This is a genomic window from Saccharothrix sp. ALI-22-I, assembly GCF_001984175.1.
Classification (GTDB): Bacteria; Actinomycetota; Actinomycetes; order Mycobacteriales; family Pseudonocardiaceae; genus Actinosynnema.
The window spans coordinates 165,208-189,758 of record NZ_MTQP01000068.1 but is presented as its reverse complement, the minus strand read 5'-3'; the positions used below and the strand labels follow the sequence as shown (position 1 = coordinate 189,758).

Annotated in this window: 20 protein-coding genes; 15 read left to right on the top strand and 5 right to left on the bottom strand. The window is 70.9% G+C overall.

The genetic code is table 11. The features are described from left to right. Positions 1 to 29: 29 nt before the first annotated feature. From ALI22I_RS37480 to ALI22I_RS37465, 4 genes are all read right to left on the bottom strand, one after another. The gene (locus ALI22I_RS37480) at positions 30 to 1,685 is read right to left on the bottom strand and encodes a serine hydrolase domain-containing protein (RefSeq protein ID WP_077010342.1); all 1,656 of its coding nucleotides are present in this window, start codon (positions 1,683 to 1,685) and stop codon (positions 30 to 32) included. A gap of 12 nt (positions 1,686 to 1,697) precedes the next feature. Beyond that, entirely contained in the window at positions 1,698 to 2,951 is a 1,254-nt protein-coding gene (locus ALI22I_RS37475; protein ID WP_077010341.1) for an exo-beta-N-acetylmuramidase NamZ family protein, read from the bottom strand. A gap of 4 nt (positions 2,952 to 2,955) precedes the next feature. Next, entirely contained in the window at positions 2,956 to 4,698 is a 1,743-nt protein-coding gene (locus ALI22I_RS37470; RefSeq protein WP_077011121.1) for a glycoside hydrolase family 3 protein, read from the bottom strand. Positions 4,699 to 5,273: 575 nt separating this feature from the next. After that, complete coding sequence (locus ALI22I_RS37465) at positions 5,274 to 6,086, bottom strand: HAD-IB family hydrolase (RefSeq protein ID WP_077010340.1); 813 nt, start codon at positions 6,084 to 6,086, stop codon at positions 5,274 to 5,276. 467 nt (positions 6,087 to 6,553) lie between these two features. Between ALI22I_RS37465 and ssd the strand changes: the two genes are divergently transcribed. The 8 genes from ssd (at position 6,554) to ALI22I_RS37425 (ending at position 12,112) form a co-directional block, all read left to right on the top strand. Further along, positions 6,554 to 7,612, top strand: a complete 1,059-nt coding sequence (gene ssd, locus ALI22I_RS37460) for a septum site-determining protein Ssd (protein WP_077010339.1) — start codon at positions 6,554 to 6,556, stop codon at positions 7,610 to 7,612. Positions 7,613 to 7,910: 298 nt separating this feature from the next. Beyond that, complete coding sequence (locus ALI22I_RS37455; protein WP_077010338.1) at positions 7,911 to 9,041, top strand: TadA family conjugal transfer-associated ATPase; 1,131 nt, start codon at positions 7,911 to 7,913, stop codon at positions 9,039 to 9,041. Continuing rightward, on the top strand, positions 9,038 to 9,805 hold the full coding sequence (locus ALI22I_RS37450; RefSeq protein ID WP_077011120.1) for a type II secretion system F family protein: 768 nt from the start codon (positions 9,038 to 9,040) through the stop codon (positions 9,803 to 9,805). Before ALI22I_RS37455 ends, ALI22I_RS37450 begins: the two co-directional genes overlap by 4 nt. Further along, on the top strand, positions 9,802 to 10,356 hold the full coding sequence (locus ALI22I_RS37445) for a type II secretion system F family protein (RefSeq protein ID WP_077010337.1): 555 nt from the start codon (positions 9,802 to 9,804) through the stop codon (positions 10,354 to 10,356). The genes ALI22I_RS37450 and ALI22I_RS37445 overlap by 4 nt, the downstream gene beginning before the upstream one ends. 27 nt (positions 10,357 to 10,383) lie before the next feature. After that, entirely contained in the window at positions 10,384 to 10,560 is a 177-nt protein-coding gene (locus ALI22I_RS37440; protein ID WP_077010336.1) for a DUF4244 domain-containing protein, read from the top strand. Continuing rightward, a complete protein-coding gene (locus ALI22I_RS37435) occupies positions 10,557 to 10,916 on the top strand; it encodes a TadE family type IV pilus minor pilin (protein WP_238598760.1) in 360 nt (119 codons plus the stop codon). The genes ALI22I_RS37440 and ALI22I_RS37435 overlap by 4 nt, the downstream gene beginning before the upstream one ends. Continuing rightward, positions 10,909 to 11,241, top strand: coding sequence for an Rv3654c family TadE-like protein (locus tag ALI22I_RS37430; RefSeq protein ID WP_077010335.1), 333 nt, complete (start codon positions 10,909 to 10,911; stop codon positions 11,239 to 11,241). The genes ALI22I_RS37435 and ALI22I_RS37430 overlap by 8 nt, the downstream gene beginning before the upstream one ends. Before the next feature lie 268 nt (positions 11,242 to 11,509). Next, positions 11,510 to 12,112, top strand: coding sequence for a bifunctional DNA primase/polymerase (locus ALI22I_RS37425; RefSeq protein WP_077010334.1), 603 nt, complete (start codon positions 11,510 to 11,512; stop codon positions 12,110 to 12,112). Here ALI22I_RS37425 and ALI22I_RS37420 read toward each other — a convergent pair. Beyond that, on the bottom strand, positions 12,082 to 14,478 hold the full coding sequence (locus ALI22I_RS37420; RefSeq protein ID WP_077010333.1) for a DEAD/DEAH box helicase: 2,397 nt from the start codon (positions 14,476 to 14,478) through the stop codon (positions 12,082 to 12,084). The two genes, ALI22I_RS37425 and ALI22I_RS37420, sit on opposite strands and share 31 nt — an antisense overlap. Before the next feature lie 225 nt (positions 14,479 to 14,703). Here ALI22I_RS37420 and ALI22I_RS37415 point away from each other — a divergent pair, with 225 nt between their 5' ends. From ALI22I_RS37415 to ALI22I_RS37385, 7 genes are all read left to right on the top strand, one after another. Then, positions 14,704 to 16,998 carry a sodium-translocating pyrophosphatase gene (locus tag ALI22I_RS37415; RefSeq protein WP_077010332.1) on the top strand — a complete coding sequence of 765 codons (2,295 nt, stop codon included), beginning with the start codon at positions 14,704 to 14,706 and terminating at the stop codon, positions 16,996 to 16,998. 126 nt (positions 16,999 to 17,124) lie between these two features. Then, positions 17,125 to 17,706 carry a hypothetical protein gene (locus ALI22I_RS37410; RefSeq protein WP_077010331.1) on the top strand — a complete coding sequence of 194 codons (582 nt, stop codon included), beginning with the start codon at positions 17,125 to 17,127 and terminating at the stop codon, positions 17,704 to 17,706. Positions 17,707 to 17,745: 39 nt separating this feature from the next. Then, the gene (locus ALI22I_RS37405; RefSeq protein WP_077010330.1) at positions 17,746 to 18,372 is read left to right on the top strand and encodes a hypothetical protein; all 627 of its coding nucleotides are present in this window, start codon (positions 17,746 to 17,748) and stop codon (positions 18,370 to 18,372) included. A 110-nt stretch (positions 18,373 to 18,482) separates the two neighbouring features. Further along, complete coding sequence (locus ALI22I_RS37400) at positions 18,483 to 19,064, top strand: hypothetical protein (protein WP_077010329.1); 582 nt, start codon at positions 18,483 to 18,485, stop codon at positions 19,062 to 19,064. A 126-nt stretch (positions 19,065 to 19,190) separates the two neighbouring features. Beyond that, the gene (gene topA / locus ALI22I_RS37395) at positions 19,191 to 21,953 is read left to right on the top strand and encodes a type I DNA topoisomerase (protein ID WP_077010328.1); all 2,763 of its coding nucleotides are present in this window, start codon (positions 19,191 to 19,193) and stop codon (positions 21,951 to 21,953) included. A 16-nt stretch (positions 21,954 to 21,969) separates the two neighbouring features. Next, positions 21,970 to 22,416 carry a hypothetical protein gene (locus ALI22I_RS37390; protein WP_077010327.1) on the top strand — a complete coding sequence of 149 codons (447 nt, stop codon included), beginning with the start codon at positions 21,970 to 21,972 and terminating at the stop codon, positions 22,414 to 22,416. An 83-nt stretch (positions 22,417 to 22,499) separates the two neighbouring features. Next, positions 22,500 to 24,536 carry a bifunctional MFS transporter/dTMP kinase gene (locus ALI22I_RS37385; RefSeq protein ID WP_077010326.1) on the top strand — a complete coding sequence of 679 codons (2,037 nt, stop codon included), beginning with the start codon at positions 22,500 to 22,502 and terminating at the stop codon, positions 24,534 to 24,536. The last annotated feature ends 15 nt before the right edge of the window (positions 24,537 to 24,551 follow it).

Genomic DNA, 24,551 nt, shown 5'->3' with positions numbered 1-24,551 from the left:
GGTTGGTGGATCTTGCGGTCCGTATGTCACTAACTGTCCGCAGGCAGCCACCCTTCGGGGTGCAGACCCGCTGGTTCCCGCTCCCCGTCGAGTGCCACGCCCCGTTGGTCGGTGACGCGCACGGCGTCCACGTACGCACCGCGTGCGCCGTAGAAGCCCGTGCCCCGGACGTACCGCCAGCGGTACCGCACCGCCGAAGCCGTCTCGACCTCGACCTGCTGCCACCGCCGCTGCCCGTAACCGGCCAACACCTGGACATCGCGCCAAGTGGTCCCGTCGTTAGTCGCCTCGACGACGATCTTGTCGCCGGGGTCCAGGTCGACGAACGCCCGGAACGACAGTTTCTGCTTCTCGGACCGCTGCGGGAGGTCACGGGTGGTCAACGTGCCGCCGTCCGTCTCCGGTGTCCACGCCGTGCCGTGCCGGGGTTTCACCGCCAGCGCCCGCGCCAGGCCGTTGGCCACCACGCGCCGCGCCGGGTTGATCGTGCCCCAGTTGCGGCTGGGGTGCACCCGGTTGGTCAGCAGGATCGCGATCGACCGCGACAACGGGTCCAGCACCAGCGTGGTGCCCGTGTACCCGGTGTGCCCGGCGGCCCTCGGCGAGGTCAGCGCGCCCATGTACCAGCGCTGGTCCAGCTCGAAGCCCAGGCCGTGCGAGTTGCCGGGGAAGGCCTGGTTGAAGTCGGTGAGCATGAGCTGGACGGTGTCCTCGCGCAGGATTCGCCTGCCCGCGTGGGCACCGCCGTTGAGGATGGTCTGGCCGAGGGTGGCGAGCTCGCGTGCGGTGGAGAAGACGCCCGCGTGGCCCGCGACCCCGCCCAGTGACCAGGCGTTTTCGTCGTGCACGGTGCCGCGGATGATGCCCCGGCCGGCCTGGTACTCGGTGGCCGCGATCCGGTCGAGCTTCGACGCCGGTGGGTTGTAGCCGGTGTCCTGGAGGCCCAGCGGGCGGGCGATGTCCTCGCGGACCAGCTCGTCCAGCTTCTTGCCGGACCACTTCTCGGCCAGCACGCCCAGCGTGATCAGGTTCAGGTCCGAGTACAGGTACGTGGCGCCGGGCGCGCTGCGGGGCGTCGTGTCCATCACGGCTTTGATCCGGGACGGGACGTCCGGGTACTGCGACCACAGCGGCAGCCACGCGACCAGGCCTGACGTGTGGGTCAGCAGCTGCCGGACGGTGATCGACTCCTTGCCGTTGACGGCGAACTCCGGCAGGTGCCGCGCCACCGGGTCGTCCAGCCCGAACCGGCCCAGCTCGTGCTGTCGCATCACCACGATCGAGGTGAACAGCTTGGAGATCGACGCCAGGTCGAAGATCGTGTCCTGTGCCATCGGCACCCGTTGCTCTTCGGGCAGCTCGGTGCCCGAGGCGTCGCCGTAGCGGAGCGCCCAGCCTGTCGGCTGGTGCGTGACCACGACGCCGTCGTGCGCGAAGAGCGTGACGGCGCCTGAGAACAGCGGGTGGCCCGTGGAGTCCGGCACGGTGTAGCGCTCGATCTGCGCCAGTGCGGTGTCCAGCGGAGCCGGGTCGAGTCCCACGCGCTCAGGGGTACCCGGTCGGAGCACGCTGTTCGACCAGCCTTCGTGCGGCTGGTCGAAGCGGGCCTCCCGGCGGTCGGCGTGCGCCGGCGAGGTGACGAGCACGACCATGGCGGTCGCGATCAGCAGGGCGGGGATGCGCATCGCTGTCTCCCTCTACCGGTAGCGCAAGTACGGCCGGCGGGTGCGTTCGAACGCGGCCAGCTCCTCCGCCCAGGCGCCGACCACCTCGTCGGTGCCCGCGCCCGCGTCGACCATGCGGCGCAGCCGGTCCGAGCCGGTGAGCTTGTCGATCCAGTTGTCCGGCCGCCACGCGAAGACCTCCGGGTAGCGGGCCTTCGCCGTGACGATCATGGCCACCGCGGTGCGGACCGCGTCGAACCGGCGCGCGTCGGTGAGGTGCAGGGCGACACCGCCGCACAGCTTGTTGGCGAACTTGTTGAAGGTGGGGGTGAAATAGGTTTCGCGGAACCGGACGCCGGGCAGTGCCAGCGCGTTGAGGTCTTCGGCCCATCGCCAGTCCAGGCCGGGCGCGCCGATCGTCTCGAACGGGCGGGTGGTGCCGCGGCCCTCGGAGAACACCAGCCCTTCGAACAGGCAGGTGCCGGGGTAGACGAGCGCGGTGTCGTGCGTGGGCATGTTCGGGCTCGGCGCGATCCACGGGAGGCCGGAGTCCAGGTCGTCCCGCTTCCAGCCCTTCACGTCGACCACTTCGAGGCTGCCGAGCCGGCCGCCGTCGGTGGGCAGGAACTCGCCGTCGAACAGCCGGGCCAGCTCGCCGATGGTCATGCCGTGCTGCTGGACCACGGGTTTGCGGCCGACACCGGTCGCGTAGGCCGGGTCGAGCTGCGGGCCGCGGGCCGTGCCGCCGACCGGGTTGGGGCGGTCGAGCACCACGAACCGCACGCCGGTCGCGGCGGCGGCCTGCATTGCCGTGTACATGGTCCAGATGTAGGTGTAGAAGCGCGCGCCCACGTCCGCGATGTCGAAGACGAGCGTGTCGACGCCCGCCTTGGCGACCATGTCGGCGAGCTTGGTGGCGTTCGCGCCGTACGCGTCGTAGACCGGGATGCCGGTGCGCGGGTCGAGGTAGTCGCCCTCCGAGCCGCCGGCCTGGGCCGAGCCGCGGAAGCCGTGCTCCGGGCCGAACGCGGCCTGCGGCTTCAGGCCGGCGGCTGTCATCGAGTCCACGATGTGGGTCTGGTCGCGCAGCACGCCGGTCGGGTTGGTGACCACGCCGACCTTGAGGCCCGCGAACCGCTGCCACCCGTCCTCGGCCAACTGCTCCGCGCCGGTCTTGACGGCGCGCGGGCGGTTGGAGTTGTCGGCGTTGGCGGTGTTGTCGGCGTTGAGGGCGCCGAGCGCGGGGACGGCGAGGGCGCCCGCGGTGAGGAAGTGCCTGCGGTCCACCGGGTCACCAACCCACGCCGTGGCCGAACGGGTACGGCGTCGGTCCGGGCACCGCGACCGGCAGTGTGCCGACCGGTGAGACCTCACCGGTGATCACCCTGGCCAGCGATTCCATCGAGGCCACCCCGTAGGAGTAGGTGGCCAGCCAGGTCGGCGCGGCGGTGTACGCGACGTCGTACGGGTTCTGCGCTGCGACCGCGACGACCGGCTTGCCGGTGGCGAGGAGCCTGGTCAGCAGGTCCTGCTGGGCCGGTTGGCGGGACAGCGCGTTGGTGAGCACGACGACCAGGTCGGCGTTGGCGGCGGCCTGGACGGCGGCGGTGATCTGCGCTTCCGTCGGCGCGGTGCCGGTGGGCAGCGCGGTGCCGCCGAGTGCGGTGGCCAGGGTGCGGCTCGTCGTCTCGCCCCAGCCGGTGACCAGCGCGGCCGTCGGCTTGGTGGGCCGCGGCAGCACGCCCGCGTCGTTGCGCACGGCGGTGATGGTGCGGTCGGCGATCTGCCGGGCGGCGGCCTTGTGCTCGGGCGTGGCAAGGACGGAATCGACGGTGTCGACGTCGGCCCGCGGGCTGGTGAGCATCCCGCGCAGGAACTTCATCCGCAGCACCCGCAGCACGCTCTCGTCGATGCGCCGCTCGGTCAGCTCACCGTTGCGGACCGCCGCGATGACGCTGTCGAACGCCACCTGGAGGTTCACCGGCATGAGCAGTTGGTCGACGCCCGCCTTCAACGCCAGCACGGGGATCTCCGCGTCGGAGTGCAGCTGTCGCACGCCCGCCATGGCCAGCGAGTCGGTGATGACGACGCCGTCGAAGTCCAGCTCCTCGCGCAGCAGGTCCAGGGAGGGCTTGGACAACGTCGCGGGCTCACCGGAGGGGTCGATCTTCGTCATCTGGATGTGCGCCGTCATGATCGAGTCGATGCCCGCGGCGATGGCGGCCTTGAACGGCGGCGCGTCGACCGCACGCCACTCCTCGACGGTCCGGTCGACCTTCGGCAGGGTGGTGTGGCTGTCCTGGCCGGTGTCGCCGTGGCCGGGGAAGTGCTTGGCGGTCGCGCTCACCGAGTGCTGGGACAGGACGCGGCCCTGGTAGCCGCGCACCTGGGCGGCGGTCAGCTCGGCCGCGAGTGCCGGGTCGCTGGAGTACGAGCGCACGCCGATGACCGGGTTCGCCGGGTTGGAGTTGACGTCCGCGTCCGGCGCGAAGTTCTGGGTGATGCCCATGGCCCGCAGTTCACGGGCGGTGATCCGGGCGGCGAGCTCGGCGTCCTGCGTGCTGCGGCCCGCGCCGAGGGCCATGTTGCCGGGGAACTGGGTGGCGGGCAGGCCGATGCGGGTGACGATGCCCATCTCCTGGTCGGTGGAGATGGCCAGCGGGATGCGGCTCGCCCCCTGGAGGCCGTTGGAGAGGGCGGCGATCTGGCGCGGGGTGTCGATGTTGTCGTAGCTGGTGTTGTTGAAGTAGATGACCCCGCCCGGCTGGAACTTCGCCACCACCTCGGCCGGGGTGGCCACGCCGAAGTCGCGCAGGTTGCCGGGGTGCGCCTCGTTCGACGACTGGCCGTGCACGTAGGTGACGAACAGCTGGCCGACCTTCTGCTCCAGCGACATGCCCTGGACCAGGGCGGTGAGGCTCTGGGCCCCGGTGTTCTGCGTCCCGGTGTTCTGGGCGTCGGCCGGCGCGGCTTGCGCGGACGGCGCCACGACGGAAGCCGCGGCCAAGGCGACGACGACGAGCGGACGGAGCACTGCGGCCTCCCACTGGAAATCTTCCACCACTAAGTGGCGGCAATCGGCAAGTTACCCACGTCACAGAGGCGGGTCAACGGGTTGCGCTCTGTGGGCATTGTGGCGGGGAGCACCGACAGATTCGGGAGGCCCCAGCGTCGCCCGATCGGGCGGTTCGGGGTAAGGGTGGGGCTTTGGACGCAGAAAGACGGTGGGGCCCCTCGTGAGGGGCCCCACCGTCGACAGCGCGGGCTTGCAAGTTACCAAGCGTGCAACTTCTGTCGTATCACCATGGCCTCGGCGTCCAGCGTCCCGGTACGCAGGCCCTAGACGACAAGCCTCCCGCGGCGCGCTGCGCGTGGGTGTCTCGAAGTCCGCGCACGGAGCTCTGTCGGGGTGGGCGACGCTTCTCTTCCGCTTCGTCCCTGGCCGACCCGAGGTCCGCACTTCCTTTGTAATAGCTGTTCGGCGTCACAGCAAGAGCTCGATGGGGTGCACCGGTCAAGCGACGTTCAGTAGCGGAAAGGCTTTGGTGACGGCGGCTTCGCGTCGGTGATCGCGGCCGGTACCGCTGACCGGGGCAAGCCGGGGGTGAATCAGCTCCGGCGTCGCCTGCGCAGGCCGTACCAGGCCACGCCCGCGGCCGTCGCGGCGCCCAAACCGATCGCGGTCACGGCGACCGCGGTGCCCGACGGGCGGGGGATGCGGGCGCGCAGCGACACGGGGTCGGAGAACGTCAGCACCGGCCACCCGCGTTGAGCCGCGATCTTGCGCAGCGCGCGGTCCGGGTTGACCACGGTCGGGTGGCCGACGGCCTCCAGCAGCGGCAGGTCGGTGATCGAGTCGGAGTAGGCGTAGCAGTTGCTCAGGTCGTAGTCGTGCTGCTCGGCGAGCTGCTTGATGGCGATCGCCTTGTTCTCGCCCGCGCAGTAGAAGTCGACCTCACCGGAGTAGCGGCCGGCCGCGACCACCATCCGCGTGCCGACGCTGTGCGTCGCGCCGACCATGGTGGAGATGGGCGCGACCAGCTCCTCACCCGAAGCGGACACGACGACCACGTCGTGGCCCTCGGTCTTGTGGTCGGTGATGAGCTGGGTGGCCTCTTTGTAGACCAGGGGATCGACGATGTCGTGCAGCGTCTCGTCCACGATCGAGCGCACCTGCTCGACGTCCCAGCCCTCGCAGAGCGCGGTGATGTGCGAGCGCATCCGGTCCATCTGGTCGGCGTCGGCGCCGGCCAGCATGAACACGAACTGCGCGTAGGCGCTCTTGAGCACCGCACGCCGGTTGATCAGGCCCTCTTGGAAGAAGGGCCGGCTGAACGCCAGCGTGCTCGACTTGGCGATGACGGTCTTGTCCAGGTCGAAGAACGCGGCGACTCGACTGCCTTCGTTGGCGTGCTCGGTCACCGCTCAAGCTTAAGGCGGACGCGTCGGGACCTACCGCCGGTAGTTGTTCGCTACTTTACGAACTGAGTGTGCGGTCGGCCGAAATTTCCGCGTCCCTCTAACGGAAGACACGCATGACCGTGTCCTGTGGGGATACAGTAGACGGGTCCGGCTCGACCGGACAGGTTCAGTCCGACCCCCCGGGACTGAACCAATGACGACCCCCGTCCCTCCCCCCTGGCGGGGGTCGTCCCATGTCCGGGGTCGGTTTTCCGGGGTGTCGCGCTGGACCTCCGCGCACTTGCACCCCTTCTTGCATCGGCTGTCGATCCTCCGCCGCGTCGACCATGACGACTCATGCATAACCGCTCGCGGCCCGCTCGGTTGTCCACGGTCGGCTCGGTTGTCCACATGTTGATCATGAACCGTTGTGTCCTTCCTCACCGCCCGCCACCGTGGAACCCGTAGATCGACAACGGGGAGGGCGGATGAAGCGACCGGTGGCTCTGGTGGCCGAAGCGGGTCTGGTCGAGGAGGTGCTGCACGCGGCGGCGGTCGTGGGCTGCGAGGTGGAACGCGTGGTCGACGTGACCGCGTTGCGCGGCCGTTGGCACGGCGCACCCGCGGTGGTGCTGGACGAGGAGGCGGTGGTCGCGTGCGCGGCGGCCGGGTTCCCGCGCAGACCGGGTGTCCACGTCGTCGGCGCCGGTCCACCCGATCCGGCGACGTGGCGGCGTGCCCTGGCTCTGGGCGCGGAGCAGGTTTTGGAGCTGCCCGCCGACCAAGACCGCCTGCGGGCGGTGCTGGCCGATGCCGCCGAGGGCGATCCGGTTGGTGACGGCAAGGTTCTGGCCGTCCTGGGCGCCCGTGGAGGCGCGGGCGCGTCTGTCTTGTCGGTGGCGGTGGGGCAGGCCGTGCTGTCCATGGGCGGGCACGGCCTGCTGGTCGACTGCGATCCGTTGGGCGGCGGTCTCGACCTGACGTTGGGCGCGGAACGCCAGGAGGGCCTGCGCTGGCCCACGTTGCAGCTGACCGGCGGCCGCGTGCCCGCAGCGGCACTCCGTTCGGCGCTACCGGGCCGCACCGGCAGGCGCGGCAGCCTCACGGTGTTGTCCTGCGGTCGGACCGGCCCGGGCCCGGAACCGGATGCCGTCGTCGCGGTCATCGAGGCGGGCAGGCGCGCCGGCGGAACGGTCGTGTGCGACGTGCCGCGCCAACTGACCGATGCCGCCTGCGCCGCACTCGACCGGGCCGATCTGGCGGTCTTGGTGGTGCCCGCGGACGTGAAGGCCTGCATGGCCGCGAAGACCCTGGTCGAACAGGCCGGCGAACGCGGCGTGCAGCTGAAGGCGGTAGTCCGGGGCCCAGCCCCGGGTGGCCTGTCCACCGCGCAAGTGGTGGAAGCCGTGGACGTCCCCCTGCTCACCACCATGCGCCCGGAACCAAGGCTGGCAACGGCCCTGGACCACGGCCGCTTCCCGGAAACCACCCGCGGCCCGCTGGCGAAGGCGGCCCGAGAAGTCTTGGAGGCCCTCCATGCCCACTGACCGCACGCACGCCCGGTGTGAGTCGGGGGTGCCTCGTGAGCTGTGATCGCAGGCCGACTGTGAAGCGGCATCCCGGGTTTCGGCCGGTGCCGGTGTTCCGGACTTGTCGTCCGGTGTTGTTGTCGGCGCTTGTTCTCGCCGAGCTGTCCATGCCTCATCCGGTGGCTTCGTCCGCGGGTTGGGAGGGGCAGACGGATGCCGGTCGTCGTGCGTTGGTCGAGGCGGCCCGAGAGGTGTTGGCGGTGCGTGGCGGGGGTCGTTCTTCCGCATTGCACGGCGTTGGTGGGGGAGGTCGGCGGTGAACGATCTGGTTGAACGCGTCCGGCAGCGGCTGGCCAATGGGCGCACCGACCTCACCTCCGCCGCCGTGGCCGCAGCGGTGCGGGGAGAGGCGGGTGGGGTGCTGGGCGACGAGGACGTCCAGCGGGCGCTCACTGTGTTGCGCCAGGAGTTCGTCGGGGCCGGCCTGCTCGAACCGCTCCTGCGTGACCCGGACACGACCGACGTCCTGGTCACCGGGCCGGATCAGGTGTGGGTCGACGGCGTTGCCGGGCTGCGCCGGACGGACGTCGCCTTTCCCGACGAAGCCGCTGTGCGCCGGCTCGCCCAACGGCTCGCGGTGGCGGCCGGGCGGCGGTTGGACGATGCGGCGCCCTACGTCGACGGGTGGCTGCCCGGGTCGGTGCGGTTGCACGCCGTGCTGCCGCCGATCGCGCCGCTCACCTGCCTGTCGTTGCGAATCCTCCGTCCGGCTGTGCACGACCTGGCGGCGCTGCAGGCGTGCGGCACGTTCGACGAGCCGACCGGCGACCTGCTCCGGGCGATCGTGGTGGCCCGCCAGGCGTTCCTCGTGGTCGGTGGCACGGGGTCCGGTAAGACGACGCTCCTTGCCGCCCTGCTCGGCTGCGTGCCGCACCACGAACGCGTGGTGTGCGTGGAGGACGCGGGGGAGTTGCAGCCCGACCACCCGCAGGTCGTTCGGCTGTTGGCGCGCGGTCCCAACGTCGAGGGCGCGGGTGAGGTGACGATGCGGGACCTGGTCCGGCAGGCGTTGCGGATGCGGCCGGATCGGATCGTGGTCGGCGAGGTTCGTGGCGCCGAAGTGTGCGAGTTGTTGTCGTCCCTCAACACCGGGCACGACGGTGGTGCGGGCACGTTGCACGCCAACTCGCCCGCCGAGGTCCCGGCTCGGCTGGAGGCGTTGGCCGCGCTCGGCGGGCTCGATCGGCACGCGTTGCACAGCCAACTCGCCGCGGCGGTGAAGGTCGTGCTGCACATGCGCCGTGCGGGCGACGGCACCCGGTACCTCGCCGAGGTCGGGGTCCTGGCACGGCGGTTCGGCGAGCTGGTGGTCCGGCCGGCCTGGCGGCGTGACGGAGGCCCGCAGGAAGCCGCCGCAGAGCTCCAATCCCTGGTGGGGTGGCCATGAGCCTCCTGCTGCTGGCTGCCGCACTCCTGGTCTTGCCGTCCTCGGCGGCGCGTCGACGCCTGGCCCGGCTTCAGCGCGGACCCAAAGCGCACTGGAAGCCACCGAAACCCAACCATCCGCTCGTCGTCCTGGCGGGCACCGCGCTGGGCATCCCGGTGGGGGTGGGCGGGGCGATCGCGGGCGCGTTGCTGGCCTCGACGGTCTGGCGCACGTACCGGGAGAGCACACGACAACGCGACCACCTGAAGGCGTCCGCCGCCCTCGCCGAGGGGTTGAAGGCGTTCGTCGCCGAGCTGCGTTCGGGTGCCCACCCGGCCAAGGCCGCCGTCGGTGCCGCCGAGGACGCGGAGCCGCCGGCGACGGACGTCCTGCGGGCGATCGCGGCGACGTCGGCACGTGGTGGTGACGTGGAAGCGGCGCTCGCCGACTTCCCGGACGCCCACCAGTTGGCACGGGCGTGGCGGCTGTCGGCGGTGCACGGTGTGCCGTTGGCCGACGTGCTGGACGCGGTCCGTCGAGACCTGGACCGGCGCACCGCGTTCGCCGGACAGGTCCACGCCCGGATGGCAGGCCCACGAGTCAGCGCCGCCGTCCTGGCCGGTCTACCGCTCGCCGGCGTGGTGCTCGGCGAACTCGGCGGCGCGAGCCCGCTGGCCGTCCTGACCGGCACCGCGCCGGGACAGGTGCTGCTGGTCGCCGGAGTGGTCCTGATCTGCGCCGGGCTGCGGTGGAGCGGTCGGCTGACCAGGCAGGTGATCGCGTGAGCCTGCTGCTGCTCGCCCTGGCGCTCCTCGCGTTCCCGCCACCACCGAGGGCCGCGTCGAGGCTGAAACCGAAAACCCGACGGCACCCCAAACCCAAGCCCAGACCGCCTGACCCGTTCGCCCAAGCGGCGACCTGGGACCTCCTCGCGGCCGCGCTACGGGCTGGTCTGCCGGTGGCCAGGGCGGTGCAAGCCGTCGTGGCGGGCGTCCCGCCGGGACCGGCCGAACGCCTCCGCGAGGTGGTCGACCTGCTGACGTTGGGCGCGGACCCGGTGAAGGCGTGGGCCAGAGCCCTCGACCACCCGGACACCGCACCACTGGCGAGAGCGGCACGCCGCACCGCACGTTCCGGCGCGGCCCTGGCCGGTGCCGCGGCGGATCTGGCCGCGGAGGCCCGGGCGATGGTGTCCGACCAGGCCGAAGCCCGCGCACAACGAGCGGCGGTGCTCGTGGCGGGGCCGCTCGCCCTGTGCTTCCTGCCGGCGTTCCTGTGCCTGGGCGTCCTGCCCGTGGTGATCGGGCTCGTCAGCGGCATCAGCGAGAACTGGTGAAAGTCCACAGTAGACGGAGATGGAGAGATGTCGCAAAGCCGGGAAAAGGTGCTGGACGACAGTGGAACGTCCACTGTGGAATATGCGATCGCGTCGATCGCGGCGGCGGGGCTGGCCATGCTCCTGTACTCGCTGTTGACCGGGGATTGGACGCTGAACCACCTCCAAGGCCTGCTGCAACGAGCGTTCACGGTGGACGCGTGAAGCGCGACCGCGCCCCGACGAAGGTGTTCGGGGACGACCGGGGCGGGGTGACGGTCGAAGCGGCGGTGGCGGTGTGCGGGTTGGTCGTCGTCCTGGCGCTCGGGGTCGCCGCCGTGATGGCGGTGGTGGGGCAGCTCCGGTGCACCGACGCGGCACGTGAGGCGGCTCGGCTGGTGGCCCGTGGTGACGCCTCGCGAGCTGACGGCGTGGTCGAGGCGATCGCGCCTCAAGGGGCCCGGTGGGCGGTCCACAAAGAAGGGGACACCGCGTGGGTGGAGGTCAGCGTCTCGCGCCTGGGCGTGGAGTTGCGGGCGCGTGCCTACGCGGTGTTGGAGCCGGGGGTGGCGGATGGATGACCGCGGGGCGGCGTCCGTTGTGGCGGTCGCCGTCGCCGGGGTGTGGTTCGCGCTGGTCGTGGTCGGTGTGCAGGTCGGCGAAGCCGTTGTGACCAGACACCGGTTGAGCGCGGCGGCCGATCTCGCGGCGTTGGCGGCGGCCGGGCAGTTGGTGTCCGGGACGGTCCACGCCTGCGGACGCGCCGAGTGGGTCGTCGAGCGGATGGGCGGTCGGTTGGCCTCGTGCGATGTGGACGGATGGGAGGTCTCGGTGCGGGTGTCCGGCTCTACCTGGGCATTCGGCGCGCTCAGCGCCCACTCCCGTGCAGGTCCGGCTGAACGATGACCCCTACACCCCGCGACGAACGGTCGGCCATCGGCGGTGAGCGGACTCACAGGACCGCAGATTCGCGGTTTGGCGGTGGGTGAACGGTCCCGGTGGCGTTCTGCCGCTCGCCCCCGCACGCCGCGTTCGCCGTGCCACAACGACCAGTTGTCGACTGACGGTTACCAAAACCCCCGGTCATGCCGTTAGTTCAAGTGACGGCACCGACACGGTGTCGAACAAGACCCGACACGGTGTCGTGGATCGCAACACTGGAGGCGAACGAAAGATGGAGTGGTCGGATAGCTGGCGCGGGGCCTTCCGCATCGAGCTGCGCGCAGAGGCGGTCAACCTCGCGTGGCACGGGTGGCCTGTGCTGCCGGGCACCTATCCGGCGGGTGAGCAGTGGGCCGGGCGCAACGGGGTCGAGGACGACGGCCCGGTTCCGGTGCACCGCGACTGGCAGGAGCGCATCGGCACCAAGGCGGAGCAGGTCGCCACCTGGTGGGCGGGCCACTCCTACAGCATCCTGCTGGCGACGGGTCACGGTGTGGACGCCATCGAGGTCGGCGCCGACCTCGGCCGCCGGGCCGCGGTCGAGCTGCGCGCCACCGGCATCCCGGTCCCGATCGTGGCCACTCCGGAAGGCCGCTGGATGTTCCTGGTCGCCTCCGGCGGCCAGGTGGCCACGAGCGAGGACGTCAAGCACTACGGCAAGGGCGAGTACGTTCCGCTGCCGCCGAGCCCGTGCCAGGTCGGCGTCGTGCACTGGCGGGTCAAGCCGCAGATCTGCGCGTGGCAGCTGCCGCACGCGAGCGTGGTCCGGGACGCCCTGTTCCAGGCCGCCAACCCCACCCCCGACTACGGCCTGGTCGCCGCCGACCGGTCCTGATCCAGGTGGCCGTGCCGGATGTCGTGGCGTCTCTCCCCGACCACACCGAGCACGACGTCCAGCACGGCCACCCCGCCCGCCTTGTCCAGCGGATCGTTGCCGTTCCCGCACTTCGGCGACTGCACGCAGGACGGGCATCCGGCCGGACACGCGCAAGCAACGATGGCCTCCCTAGTAGCGACCAACCACGGGACTACCGCGTTGAACCCGCGGTCGGCGAACCCGGCTCCCCCGGGATGACCGTCGTGCACGAACACCGTCGCCTCCCCGGTGTCCTGGTGCAGTGCGGTCGAGACTCCGCCGATGTCCCAACGGTCACAGGTCGCGAAGAGCGGTAGCAGGCCGATCGCCGCGTGTTCGGCGGCATGCAGTGCGCCGGGGACGCGCGCCGGAGCCAGACCGGCGCCCCCCGGCGCACTGCCCAGCAACTCCGGAGACACCGTGTACCAGACCGCCCGCGTCACCAACGTCTGCGCGGGCAGGTCCAACGGCACCGAGTCGATCACCTGCCCAGACGGCAGTTTCCGCAGGTAGCCGACGACCTGCGAGGTCACCTCCACCTCGCCCAGGCACACCGTCACCCCCTCGTACGAGCGCTGCTCCAGCACCCGCACCACCGAGATGTCCTTGGTGTCACGAGCCGTCGTCGACCAGTCCGGCCGCTCCGCGTGCACGAACGCGATGCCGCCGTCCAAGTCGAGGTGGTCCACCACGTACGACTCGCCCTGGTGCAGGTAGACCGCCCCGGAGTGCACCTGCCAGCACGCCGCGCCGGGATCGACCGTGCCGAGCATCCGCCCCGAATCGGCCTCCACCACCACGACCTGCTCGCCACCGGACCCGCGGATGTCCACGTCGGCGTGCGGCCGGTCGTGCGAAGTCCAGTACCAGCCGTTCGGCCGCCGCCGCAGCACCCGCCGCGCCGTCATGTCCTCCACCACGGCCAGCGCCGCGTCACCCCCGAACGAGGCCAGCGAATCTGGTGTCAACGGCAGCTCGGCCGCCGCGCACGCCAAGTGCGGCTCCAGCACGTACGGGTTCGTCGGGTCCAGCACCGTCGCCTCGACCGGTTTGTCCAGCACCGCCGACGGGTTGTGCACCAGGTAGGTGTCCAACGGGTCGTCCCGCGCCACGAACACCACCAGCGCGTCCGTGTCGCCGGTCCGCCCGGCCCGCCCGGCTTGCTGCCAGAACGACGCCAGCGTGCCGGGGAACCCGGCCACCACCACGGCGTCCAACCCGACGATGTCGACGCCCAGCTCCAACGCGTTCGTCGTCGCCACACCCAGCAGCTCACCCGACGACAACGCCCGCTCCAACGCCCGCCGCTCCTCCGGCAGGTACCCGCCGCGATAAGCGGCCACCCGCGCGGCCAACGACGGATCGACCTCCGACAGCACCCGCCGCGCGCCCAACGCGGTCAGCTCGGCCCCCACCCGCGACCGCACGAACGCCAACGACCGCGCGCCCTCCACCACCAGCTCGGCCAGGATTCGCGCCGTCTCCGCACCCGCCGACCGGCGCACCGGCGCACCGTGCTCGCCCTCCAGATCGGCCAACAGCGGCGGCTCCCACAGCGCCACCGTCCGCCCGGCGCGCGGCGACCCGTCCTCCGTCACCGCCGCGACCGGCGCACCGAGCAGCGCCGAGGCCGACGCCGCCGGATCGGCCACCGTCGCCGACGCCAGCACGAACACCGGGTCCGCGCCGTACCGCTGGGCGATCCGCCGCAACCGGCGCAACAACAACGCCACGTGCGAACCGAAAACACCCCGGTACGTGTGACATTCGTCGACCACCACGTACGACAGCCGGCGCAGGAACCGGATCCACCGGGCGTGGTTGGGCAGCACGCCCCGGTGCAGCATGTCGGGGTTGCTGAACACCCAGTTGGCGTGCGCCCGCACCCAATCGCGTTCCGCCATCGGCGTGTCGCCGTCGAACGACGCCGCGCGCACCCCCGCCACGCCCAACGCGTCCACCGATCTCAACTGGTCCGCGCCCAGCGCCTTCGTCGGCGAGAGGTACAGAGCTGTTGCCTTCGGATCAACTGTCAACGCGCTCAGAACCGGCAATTGGTACGCCAGCGATTTGCCGGACGCCGTGCCCGTCGCCACTACGACATGTGACCCTGACCACGCGTGCTCCGCCGCCTCCACCTGGTGCCGCCACGGTTCCACCACACCGCGTTCCACCAGCGCCGACACCACCGGGGACGGCGCCCACGACGGCCACGGGGCGGGCTGCGCCGCACGTGGCGGCAGATCTTCGGTGTGCGTCAGCGGCGATTCACCCGCCGGAACACCGGCGAGGACCCGGTCCAGCAAACGACGCCCCTGGTTCGCCACGGGCGCAGCTTCGCACATCAAGGACCCCCTCACGAGGGATAAGACTCAGCCTGCGCACATAACGGTGTGTGCACGGATCGGGACGCCCCGTTGTGGACTTGCGCGCTATGAATAGACTCCGCCGAATCGCATCCAATGAGGGATGCATCACGTTGTGTCGGGGCTGACAGTCGCGTGAGTGACCCGCCTCACACTAGCGGGGTGTGACCCACGTTGGGTTAGGAAAACTCACCAGGAGGACGGATGTCCCGGCAATTCCTCGCGGAGGGCCTAGAGCTCTCCGGAGGTGATCGCGGCCTCGTGGCCGTGGTCGCCGTGGTCGCCCTGGCTGCCCTGGCCGTGGGCTATGTGCTGCTCCGGGAGGTACTGGCCGCGGGCCAGGGCACCTCCAAGATGCAGGACATCGCCAAGGCGGTCCAAGAGGGCGCAGCGGCCTACCTCAACCGGCAGTTCCGAACGCTCGGCATCTTCGTCGTCATCGTGTTCGTGCTGCTGTTCATGCTTCCCGCCGAGGACACGGGGGAGCGCATCGGCAGGTCGCTGTTCTTCATCGTCGGCGCCGTGTTCTCCGCCATCATCGGCTACCTCGGCATGTGGCTGTCGACCCGCGCGAACGTGCGCGTCGCCGCCGCGGCCAGGGAGACCGGCGGCCGCGAGAAGGCCATGCGGATCGCGTTCCGCACCGGCGGCGTGGTCGGCATGTTCACCGTCGGCCTCGGCCTGTTCGGCGCCGCGCTGGTGGTGTTCGTCTACGTCGGCCAGGCGCCGCGGGTGCTGGAGGGCTTCGGCTTCGGCGCCGCGCTGCTGGCCATGTTCATGCGGGTCGGCGGCGGCATCTTCACCAAGGCCGCCGACGTCGGCGCGGACCTGGTCGGCAAGGTCGAGCAGGGCATCCCCGAGGACGACCCGCGCAACGCCGCGACCATCGCGGACAACGTGGGCGACAACGTCGGCGACTGCGCCGGCATGGCGGCCGACCTGTTCGAGTCCTACGCCGTCACCCTGGTGGCCTCGCTGATCCTCGGCACCGCCGCGTTCGGCGCGCAAGGCCTGCTGTTCCCGCTGATCGTGCCCGCGATCGGCGTGCTCACGGCGGTCATCGGCGTCTACATCACCCGTGCGCGCACCGGTGAGAGCGGCTTGTCGGCGATCAACCGCTCGTTCTACATCTCCGCGGTCATCTCGGCGGTGCTGTGCACGGTGGCGGCGTTCGTCTACCTGCCCAGCTCGTTCGCCGGGCTCAACCTCGCCGGCGCGACCACGGACGCGAGCACCAAGGGCAACCCGGCGATGATCGCCGCCATCGCGGTGATCATCGGCATCGCGCTGGCGGGCGTCATCCTGTGGCTGACCGGCTACTTCACCGGCACCGAGCACAAGCCGGTCAAGGAGGTCGGCCGCACCTCGCTCACCGGCGCGGCGACCGTCATCCTCTCCGGCATCTCGGTCGGCTTCGAGTCGGCGGTCTACACCGCCCTGGTCATCGGCGGCGCGGTCTACGGCGCGTTCCTGCTGTCCGGCTCGGCGATCGTGGCGCTGTTCGCCGTCGCCCTGGCCGGGTGCGGCCTGCTCACCACCGTCGGCGTCATCGTGGCCATGGACACCTTCGGGCCCGTGTCCGACAACGCCCAGGGCATCGCCGAGATGTCCGGCGACGTGGACGGCGAGGGCGCGCAGATCCTCACCGAGCTCGACGCGGTGGGCAACACCACCAAGGCCATCACCAAGGGCATCGCGATCGCCACCGCCGTGCTGGCCGCGACCGCGCTGTTCGGCTCCTACAAGGACGCCATCGAGAAGGCGCTGGCGGACGTGGGCAGCGAGTTCTCGGACGGCGCCTTCGTCGCGTTCGCGCCGAACGTGCTGGTCGGTCTGCTGATCGGCGCGGCCGTGGTGTTCATGTTCTCCGGTCTCGCGGTCAACGCGGTGACCCGTGCGGCGGGCGCGATCGTGTTCGAGGTGCGCCGCCAGTTCCGCGAGAACCCGGGCATCATGGACGGCTCGGTCAAGCCGGAGTACGGCAAGGTCGTCGACATCTGCACGAAGGACTCGCTGCGCGAACTGGCCACTCCCGGTCTGCTCGCGGTGCTGGCGCCGATCGCGGTCGGCTTCGGCCTCGGCGTCGGCCCGCTGGCCGGGTACCTGGCCGGCGCGATCGCCACCGGCACCCTGATGGCGGTGTTCCTGGCCAACTCCGGTGGCGCCTGGGACAACGCGAAGAAGCTGGTCGAGGACGGCAACCACGGCGGCAAGGGCTCCGACGCGCACGCCGCCACCGTCATCGGCGACACCGTCGGTGACCCGTTCAAGGACACCGCCGGTCCGGCCATCAACCCGCTGATCAAGGTGATGAACCTGGTCTCGGTGCTGATCGCGCCCGCCATCGTCGGCTTCTCGGTCGGCGCGGACGCGTCGGCGGGCATCCGGTACACGATCGCGGTCGTGGCGGTCGTGATCATCGTGGCGGCCGTGGTCGTGTCCAAGCGGCGCGGCACGGCCATCGCGGACACGCCGGCGGAGGCCACCACGTCAGCGTGACCACCATCGCGTGAACCTGTGGTGAAGGCGGGGTGCTCCAACCGGGGCACCCCGCCTTCGTTTGGGTGGGATACGCCAGGTGGGGGCACACTGTGGGTGATGCCTAAGACTGTTGGGAGCACCCTGATGAGACTTCTGCCGCTGGTCGCCGCGACCGCCTTGGTCGTGACGCTCGCCGGGTGCGGGTCCGGGGGTGACTCCGCCGCGCCCACGACGTCCACGGTGCCGTCCGACGCGCCGGCGGTGGTGTACATGGACAAGGTCTGCACGGCGATCTCGTCGTACACGGCGGCGCCCAAGACGCCGCCGCCGCTCGAGGGGAGCGACCCGGCGAAGCGCAAGGCCGACATGGCCGTGTACATGGGTCAGATGGCGGACGCGTTCACCCAGACCGCCACCAAGCTGCGCGAGGTCGGGCCGTCGCCGGTGCCCGGCGGTGACGAGCAGGTGGAGAAGATGGCGGCCACGTTCACCGACATCGCGAAGAACTTCTCCGACTCGAAGGCGGCCATCGAGGCGGCGGACGCCAACGACCCGGTGGGCGGGCTGCAGGCCGCCGGCGAGGCCATCAAGCGATTGGATGAATTCATCGAGCCCCTCAAGGCGCTGGAGACGTCGCCGGAGCTCACGGCGGCGGCCGAGAGCGCCCCCGCCTGCCAGGGTATGAAGACGCCGCAGCCGTCCGAGTCGGCGGTACCCACGTCGTAGTAGGTTGCCGCCTCGCCTTCTCCGATCTTTGGGGGCTTTGTGAAGCACCGTGTCGCGCTCGCGGGCGCGCTCGCCGCTGTCCTGGTCACCACCGCGTGCAGTGGTGGCGGGTCGTCGTCCTCGTCGTCCTCGGGCTCGTCCACGACCACGACGACCACCACCGCCACCGCCGCCGCCGGGGCGGGCACCGCCGACCCGATCGAGTGGACCGGCACGTTCTGCGAGGGCATGGAACCCGCGATCGAGGGCGTGCTGGCCCTGCTGAAGACCATGTTCGAGGGTGGAGCGGAGAACCCGGCCGTGCTGAAGGCCGCGCTGCTCGACAACGGCGGCAAGGCGGGCAAGTCGCTGTCCGAGGCGGGCGAGAAGCTGAAGGACCTCGGCGCCCCCTCGCCGGAGAGCCAGGCCCTGCACGACGAAGTGGTCGCCTTCTTCACCGACTGGGGCAAGACGTCGGCCGAGTTCAACACCGAGTTGGCGAAGCTGGACCCGGCCGACCCGGACTTCTTCGCCAAGCTGGAGCAGTTGGGCGGCGACCAGACCGACCCGTCCAAGCTCCAGGAGCAGGTCAAGAAGCTCCAGGCCGATCCGAAGCTCAACGAGGCGTTCAAGCAGGCGCCGCAGTGTGTGCAGATGAACGAGACGCTGAAGAGCCTCGGCAGCTGACTCGCGCCGGAGAGATCCGGTGCCGCTGATACACGTGAGGCCGTTGGGGTTGGTGGTTCAGCCCTTCGGAGACTGGCCGCGGTCGAACGTGTGTTCTACGCTGCCTTTTCGTGGGGCAACTGTCCTTCTTCTCGGCCGAGGCGAGACAGCCTTGCGTCGGTGACCTGGCGGGCCTGCTGTGCGGGCCCGGCCGGGCGCTGGGCTTCGCCCGTGGACGGGCGGCCCGGGTGTCGGTGGGGGTCGACGGCCGGGCCCGTGCCGCCGCCGTCGTGGCGGCGTTGGCCGAGCGCGGCGTGCAGGCCAGGGCCGATCTCGACGAGGACGGGTCAGTGCAGGTCACGACCGCTTTCCGGACCGATCTGGCCGGGCTGGCCGCGCAGTGGCTGGACGGTCACCGCAAGATCGTGCCCGCCGACCTCACCCTGGACGGTGGCGCGCTGCGGCTCTGGGCGCTGGCGTCGGGCCGGTGGGTGGAGTCCGGGTACTTCCTCGGCCTCGACCCCGAAGCACCCGACACGCATGAAGCGTTGCGAAAAGCGTTGGCCACATCGGGCCTGCCCTCGACACTCTTGACGGAGAAAGCCGGAGGGCCGGCGCTGCGTGTCGTCGGCAGACGGCGGCTCGAACGGCTCGCGGAGCTGGTCGGACGTGCGCCGCGGGGCGTCGCCGACCGCACCTGGCCGGCCGCGTAGCGCGTCCTCCTGACGGAAGATCCGGCACAGTTGTGTCACCCTGTCCCGACCAGGGCTGCCCAGCGGCGACGAAGGACAGTGCACACTGGCGGGTCGGGACACAGTGTTCGAAGAGAGCGGGACGGCGTGGCTGGATCGACACGGGCGAGGAAGACAAACGGGGGATCAGCGAGCGGCAACCGGCGGTTGGTGATCGTCGAGTCGCCCGCGAAAGCGCGGAAGATCGCGTCTTACCTCGGGGCCGACTTCGTCGTGGAGTCATCCAAGGGACACATCCGGGATCTGCCCCGGGGTGCCGCCGACGTGCCCGCGAAGTACAAGGGCATGTCGTGGGCCCGGCTCGGGGTCGACGTGGACAACGACTTCGAGCCGCTGTACGTCGTCACGCCGGACAAGAAGTCGACCGTCGCCGAGCTGAAGGAACTGCTCAAGGACGTCGACGAGCTCTACCTGGCGACAGACGGCGACCGCGAGGGCGAGGCCATCGCCTGGCACCTGCTGGACACGCTGAAGCCCAAGGTCCCGGTCCGGCGGATGGTGTTCCACGAGATCACCCAGCCCGCGATCCTCGCCGCCGCCGCCAACCCGCGCGACCTGGACCAGGACCTGGTCGACGCCCAGGAGACCCGCCGCATCCTCGACCGCCTCTACGGCTACGAGGTCAGCCCGGTGCTCTGGAAGAAGGTCATGCCGAAGCTCTCGGCGGGCCGCGTGCAGTCCGTGGCGACCCGGATCGTGGTCGAACGCGAACGCGAACGGATGAAGTTCGTCACCGCCTCCTACTGGGACGTCTCGGCGACCATGGACGCGGGCAAGGACGCCTCGCCGCGCACGTTCGGCGCCCGGCTGATCGCGGTCGACGGCACCCGCCTCGCGGCGGGCCGCGACTTCGGCTCCGACGGCAGGCTCAAGGCCGGCTCCGAGGTCCGCGTGCTGGACGAGGCGCAGGCCAGGGCCATCGCCGCGGGTCTGGCCAAGGCCACCATGACGGTCTCCTCGGTGGAGGAGAAGCCGTACACGCGCAAGCCGTACGCGCCGTTCATGACCTCCACGCTCCAGCAGGAGGCGGGCCGCAAGCTGCGCTTCTCCGCGGACCGCACCATGCGCACCGCGCAGAAGCTGTACGAGAACGGCTACATCACCTACATGCGTACCGACAGCACGACGCTGTCGGAGACCGCGATCACGGCGGCACGGGCGCAGGCCACCGAGCTGTACGGCTCGCAGTTCGTGGCCAAGGAGCCCCGCCAGTACACCCGCAAGGTCAAGAACGCGCAGGAGGCGCACGAGGCCATCCGCCCGGCCGGCGAGGTGTTCCGCACCCCCGGCCAGGTGGCCCGTGAGCTGGAGTCGGACGAGTTCAAGCTGTACGAGCTGATCTGGCAGCGCACGATCGCCTCCCAGATGGCCGACGCCCGCGGCAACACCACCAGCGTCCGCATCTCGGGCACCACGACCGGTGGCGAGCAGGTCACGTTCGCCGCGTCGGGTCGCACGATCACCTTCGCCGGCTTCCTCAAGGCCTACGTGGAGACGGTCGACTCGGAGGCCGGCGGCGAGTCCGACGATGCCGAATCGCGCCTCCCGCAGCTGGTCAAGGACCAGTCGCTGCTGGCCGCCGAACTGTCCGCGGACGGCCACTCGACCTCCCCGCCGCCGCGCTTCACCGAGGCGAGCCTGATCAAGACCATGGAGGAGCTGGGCATCGGCCGCCCCTCCACCTACGCCTCGATCATCAGCACCGTCCAGGACCGCGGCTACGTGTGGAAGAAGGGCTCCGCCCTGGTCCCGTCGTGGGTGGCGTTCGCCGTGGTGGGGCTGCTGGAGCAGCACTTCGGCCGGCTGGTGGACTACGACTTCACCGCCGCGCTGGAGGACGAGCTGGACGGCATCGCCGCCGGCCGCCAGGAGCGCACCACGTGGCTGTCCGGGTTCTACTTCGGCGGCAACGTCGGCCCGGAGTCCTCGGTCGGCCGTTCCGGTGGGCTGAAGAAGCTGGTCGGCTCCAGCGTCGAGGCGATCGACGCCCGCGAGGTCAACTCGATCCCGCTGTTCCCGGACCTGGAGGGCCGCACGGTCTACGTCCGGGTCGGCCGCTACGGGCCGTACCTGGAGCGCGAGGTCGAGGGGCCGGACGGCGAGACCAGCGCGCAGCGGGCGAACCTGCCCGACGACCTGCCGCCGGACGAGCTGAACCGCGAGGCCGCGGAGAAGCTGTTCTCGACGCCGCAGGAAGGCCGCTCGCTGGGCAACGACCCGGTCACCGGGCACGAGATCGTGGCCAAGGAAGGCCGGTTCGGGCCGTACGTGACCGAGGTGCTGCCGGAGGCCCCGGACGGTGCCAAGAAGGCGCCCAAGCCGCGCACCGGCTCGCTGTTCAAGTCGATGTCGTTGGACTCGGTCACGCTGGACGACGCGCTCAAGCTGCTCTCGCTGCCGCGCGTGGTCGGCAAGGACCCGGAGACCGGCGCGGAGATCACCGCGCAGAACGGCCGGTACGGGCCCTACCTGAAGAAGGGCACCGACTCGCGGTCGCTGACCAGCGAGGACCAGCTGTTCACGGTCACCCTCGACGAGGCGCTGAAGATCTACGCCGAGCCGAAGAAGCGGGGCCGGGCGGCCGCCGCGCCGCCGTTGAAGGAGCTGGGCGCGGACCCGGTGTCCGGTAAGCCGATGGTGGTCAAGGAGGGCCGGTTCGGCCCGTACGTGACCGACGGCGAGACCAACGCGTCGCTGCGCAAGTCCGACAGCGTCGAGGGCCTGTCCGACGAGCGGGCGGCCGAGTTGCTGGCCGAGAAGCGGGCCAAGGGGCCGACGACAAAGAAGAAGGCCCCGGCGACCCGCAAGGCGCCGGCGCGCAAGAAGGCTCCGGCGAAGAGCAAGAGCTAGCAGTGGAGGCGGGGCGGTGGACGATTTCGGCGCTGGTCCTTTCGGCAAGGACGGAACGCAGGCTCCACCGCCCCCGCACGTCTTCCCGGACGCGCTCGCGGGGCTGGTGACCGGCGAGCGCTACGAGGCCGACGCCGTGCCGCCGATCGTGGTGCCGGCTCCACTGCCCCCGCCGCAGCCGGGACCGGCGTACGTCCCGCCCCGCCGTTCGGCCCGCGGTCAGGCGCTGCGGCCCGTGCAGCACTCCAGACAGACGCCCAGGCAGGCCTCCGGGCAGCCGGCGGCGCACGTGCCCCACGCGGAGTTGGCCCGTCATCAGCCCAAGCAGACGGCGATCCAGCAGGGGCCGAAGAAGAGCAAGGGTGGGCTGATCGGGTGCCTCGTGGTGCTCGCCGCGCTCAGCGGGCTGCTGTTCAACGTGGTGCGTGAGATCATCGAAGCCGTGATCGACCTGGTGAAGTAACTCGCTTCGGTCACCCGAATGGCGGCTGTGGTCATACGGGTGAATCGGTCCGGCTACCCTTACGGCCTGCATCATCGGCGGGGGTGAGCACCATCCAAGACGGCGGCACAGCGGCTTCGACCAACCACCGGATTCGCAGCGTGTTGGCGATCCGGCCGTTCCGCAGGCTTTGGGGTGTCACCTACCTGTGCAGTGTTGGTGACTGGCTGTCACTGCTGGCGCTGACCGGCCTGGTCCGGCAGATGACCGAGAGCTACCAGTGGCAGAGCTTCTCGCTCAGCCTGGTCGTGCTGACCCAGCTCCTGCCCGGCATCCTGTTCGCCCCGCTCGGCGGCGTGCTGGCCGACCGGTTCGACCGCCGCAAGATCATGATGGTCTGCGACCTGCTGCGCGGCGGGCTGTTCATCTCCATCGCGCTGGTCGGCACCACGTGGTGGCTGTTCATCGCGAACTTCCTGGTCGGCTGCTGCGCGATGCTGTGGATCCCGGCCAAGGACTCGGCCGTGCCGAACCTGCTGCGCCGGCCGGACCAGGTGGAGACGGCCAACCAGCTCGGCCTGGTGATGACCTACGGCATCTCGGTGATCTCCGGCGCGGGCCTGTACTCGATCATCTCCGGCATCCCCGGCTACCTGGGCCTGCAGAGCAGCGACCTCGAATTCCGCATCGCCACCATCGCGGTCATGGTCAACGGCGCGCTGTACGTGACCTCGGCGATCATCGTGGCGACGCGCATCCCGGAGCTGTCCGGCCGGATCGCCACGGTCAAGCACATACGCGAGAACGGCAAGGCGCCCGGCTTCTTCGCCATGCTGCGCGAGGGCATGAAGTACGCGGGCCGGACGCCGCTGGTCCGGGGCCTGGTCATCGGCATGATCGGCGCGTTCGCGGCGGCCGGCGCGGTCATCGGCACCGCGCCGCTGTACGCGGACTCGCTGCTCGGCGGCGAGTCGACGTTCGGCCTGCTGTTCGTGGCCGTGTTCGTCGGTCTGGCGGTCGGCATGGCGACCGCGCCGCGGATGGCCCGGCGGCTGCCGTACGACCGGCTGTTCGGCGTGACGATCCTGGTCGCGGGCCTGAGCCTGCTCGTGGTGGCGTTCGCGCCGCACCTGTGGGTGGCGCTGGTCGCGGTGGCGTTCGTCGGCGCGACGGCGGGCATGGCGTTCCTGACCGGCCTGACCATCGTCGGTTCGCAGGTCGAGGACGCGATGCGCGGCCGGACCGTGGCGCTGCTCCAGTCGTTGCTGAAGATCGTGCTGTTCGCCGCGTCGGCCGCCGCGCCGCTGCTGGTGTCGCTGGTGCAGAAGCGCACGGTGACGATCTTCAACCACCCGATGCAGGTGGACGGCACCCGTCCAGTGCTGTTCGGCGCGGGCGTGATCGCCGCGCTGCTCGGGTTGATCGCCTACCGGCAGATGGACAACCGGCGGTCCGAGCCGATCCTGTCCGACCTGCTGGCGGTGTTGCGCGGTCGGGCGCGGCGCACCGCGGGCCTGCTGATCGCGGTCGAGGGCGACAACCGGCTGGACACGTCCGTGCAGGCCCGGCGGCTGGCCGAGGCGCTGCGCGAGACCGGGCGCGAGGTCGTGCTGGCGTCCGACCCGGATCTGGACGAGCAGCGGTTGCGCAATCTGCTGTCCACCGCCGACCTGGCCGGGGTGCGGGCGCACGCGCTGGTGGCCGCGGCGGTGCGGGCGGACGTGGTCGAGCGCGAGGTGCGGCCGGCGTTGGACAACGGCGCCCTGGTCGTGATGGAGCGGTACGTCGACAGCCCGTTGGCGCACTTCAGCGCGGCGGGCAGCGTGGAGCCGCGCGAGGTGGAGGGCCTGGTCGACTGGGCCACCGGACGGCTGCGGCCGGACATGACCGTGCTGCTGGACCGGACGCCGTCGCAGGTGCGGGAGTCCGGCGGCACGCTGGACACCGTCGAGCACCACTGGCGGGTGCAGAAGCTGCTGACCGACATGGCGTCGGCCGACCCCGAGCGGTACGTCGTGGTCGACGCCGACGGCACCGAGGACGAGGTCGCCGAACGGGTGCGGGTCGCGGTGGTGCCGCTGCTGGCGCGGCGGACCACGATGTCGGTGGCGCGGAGCAAGCCCGTGGCCGGGGCGTCCTGACGGATCGGTACGGTC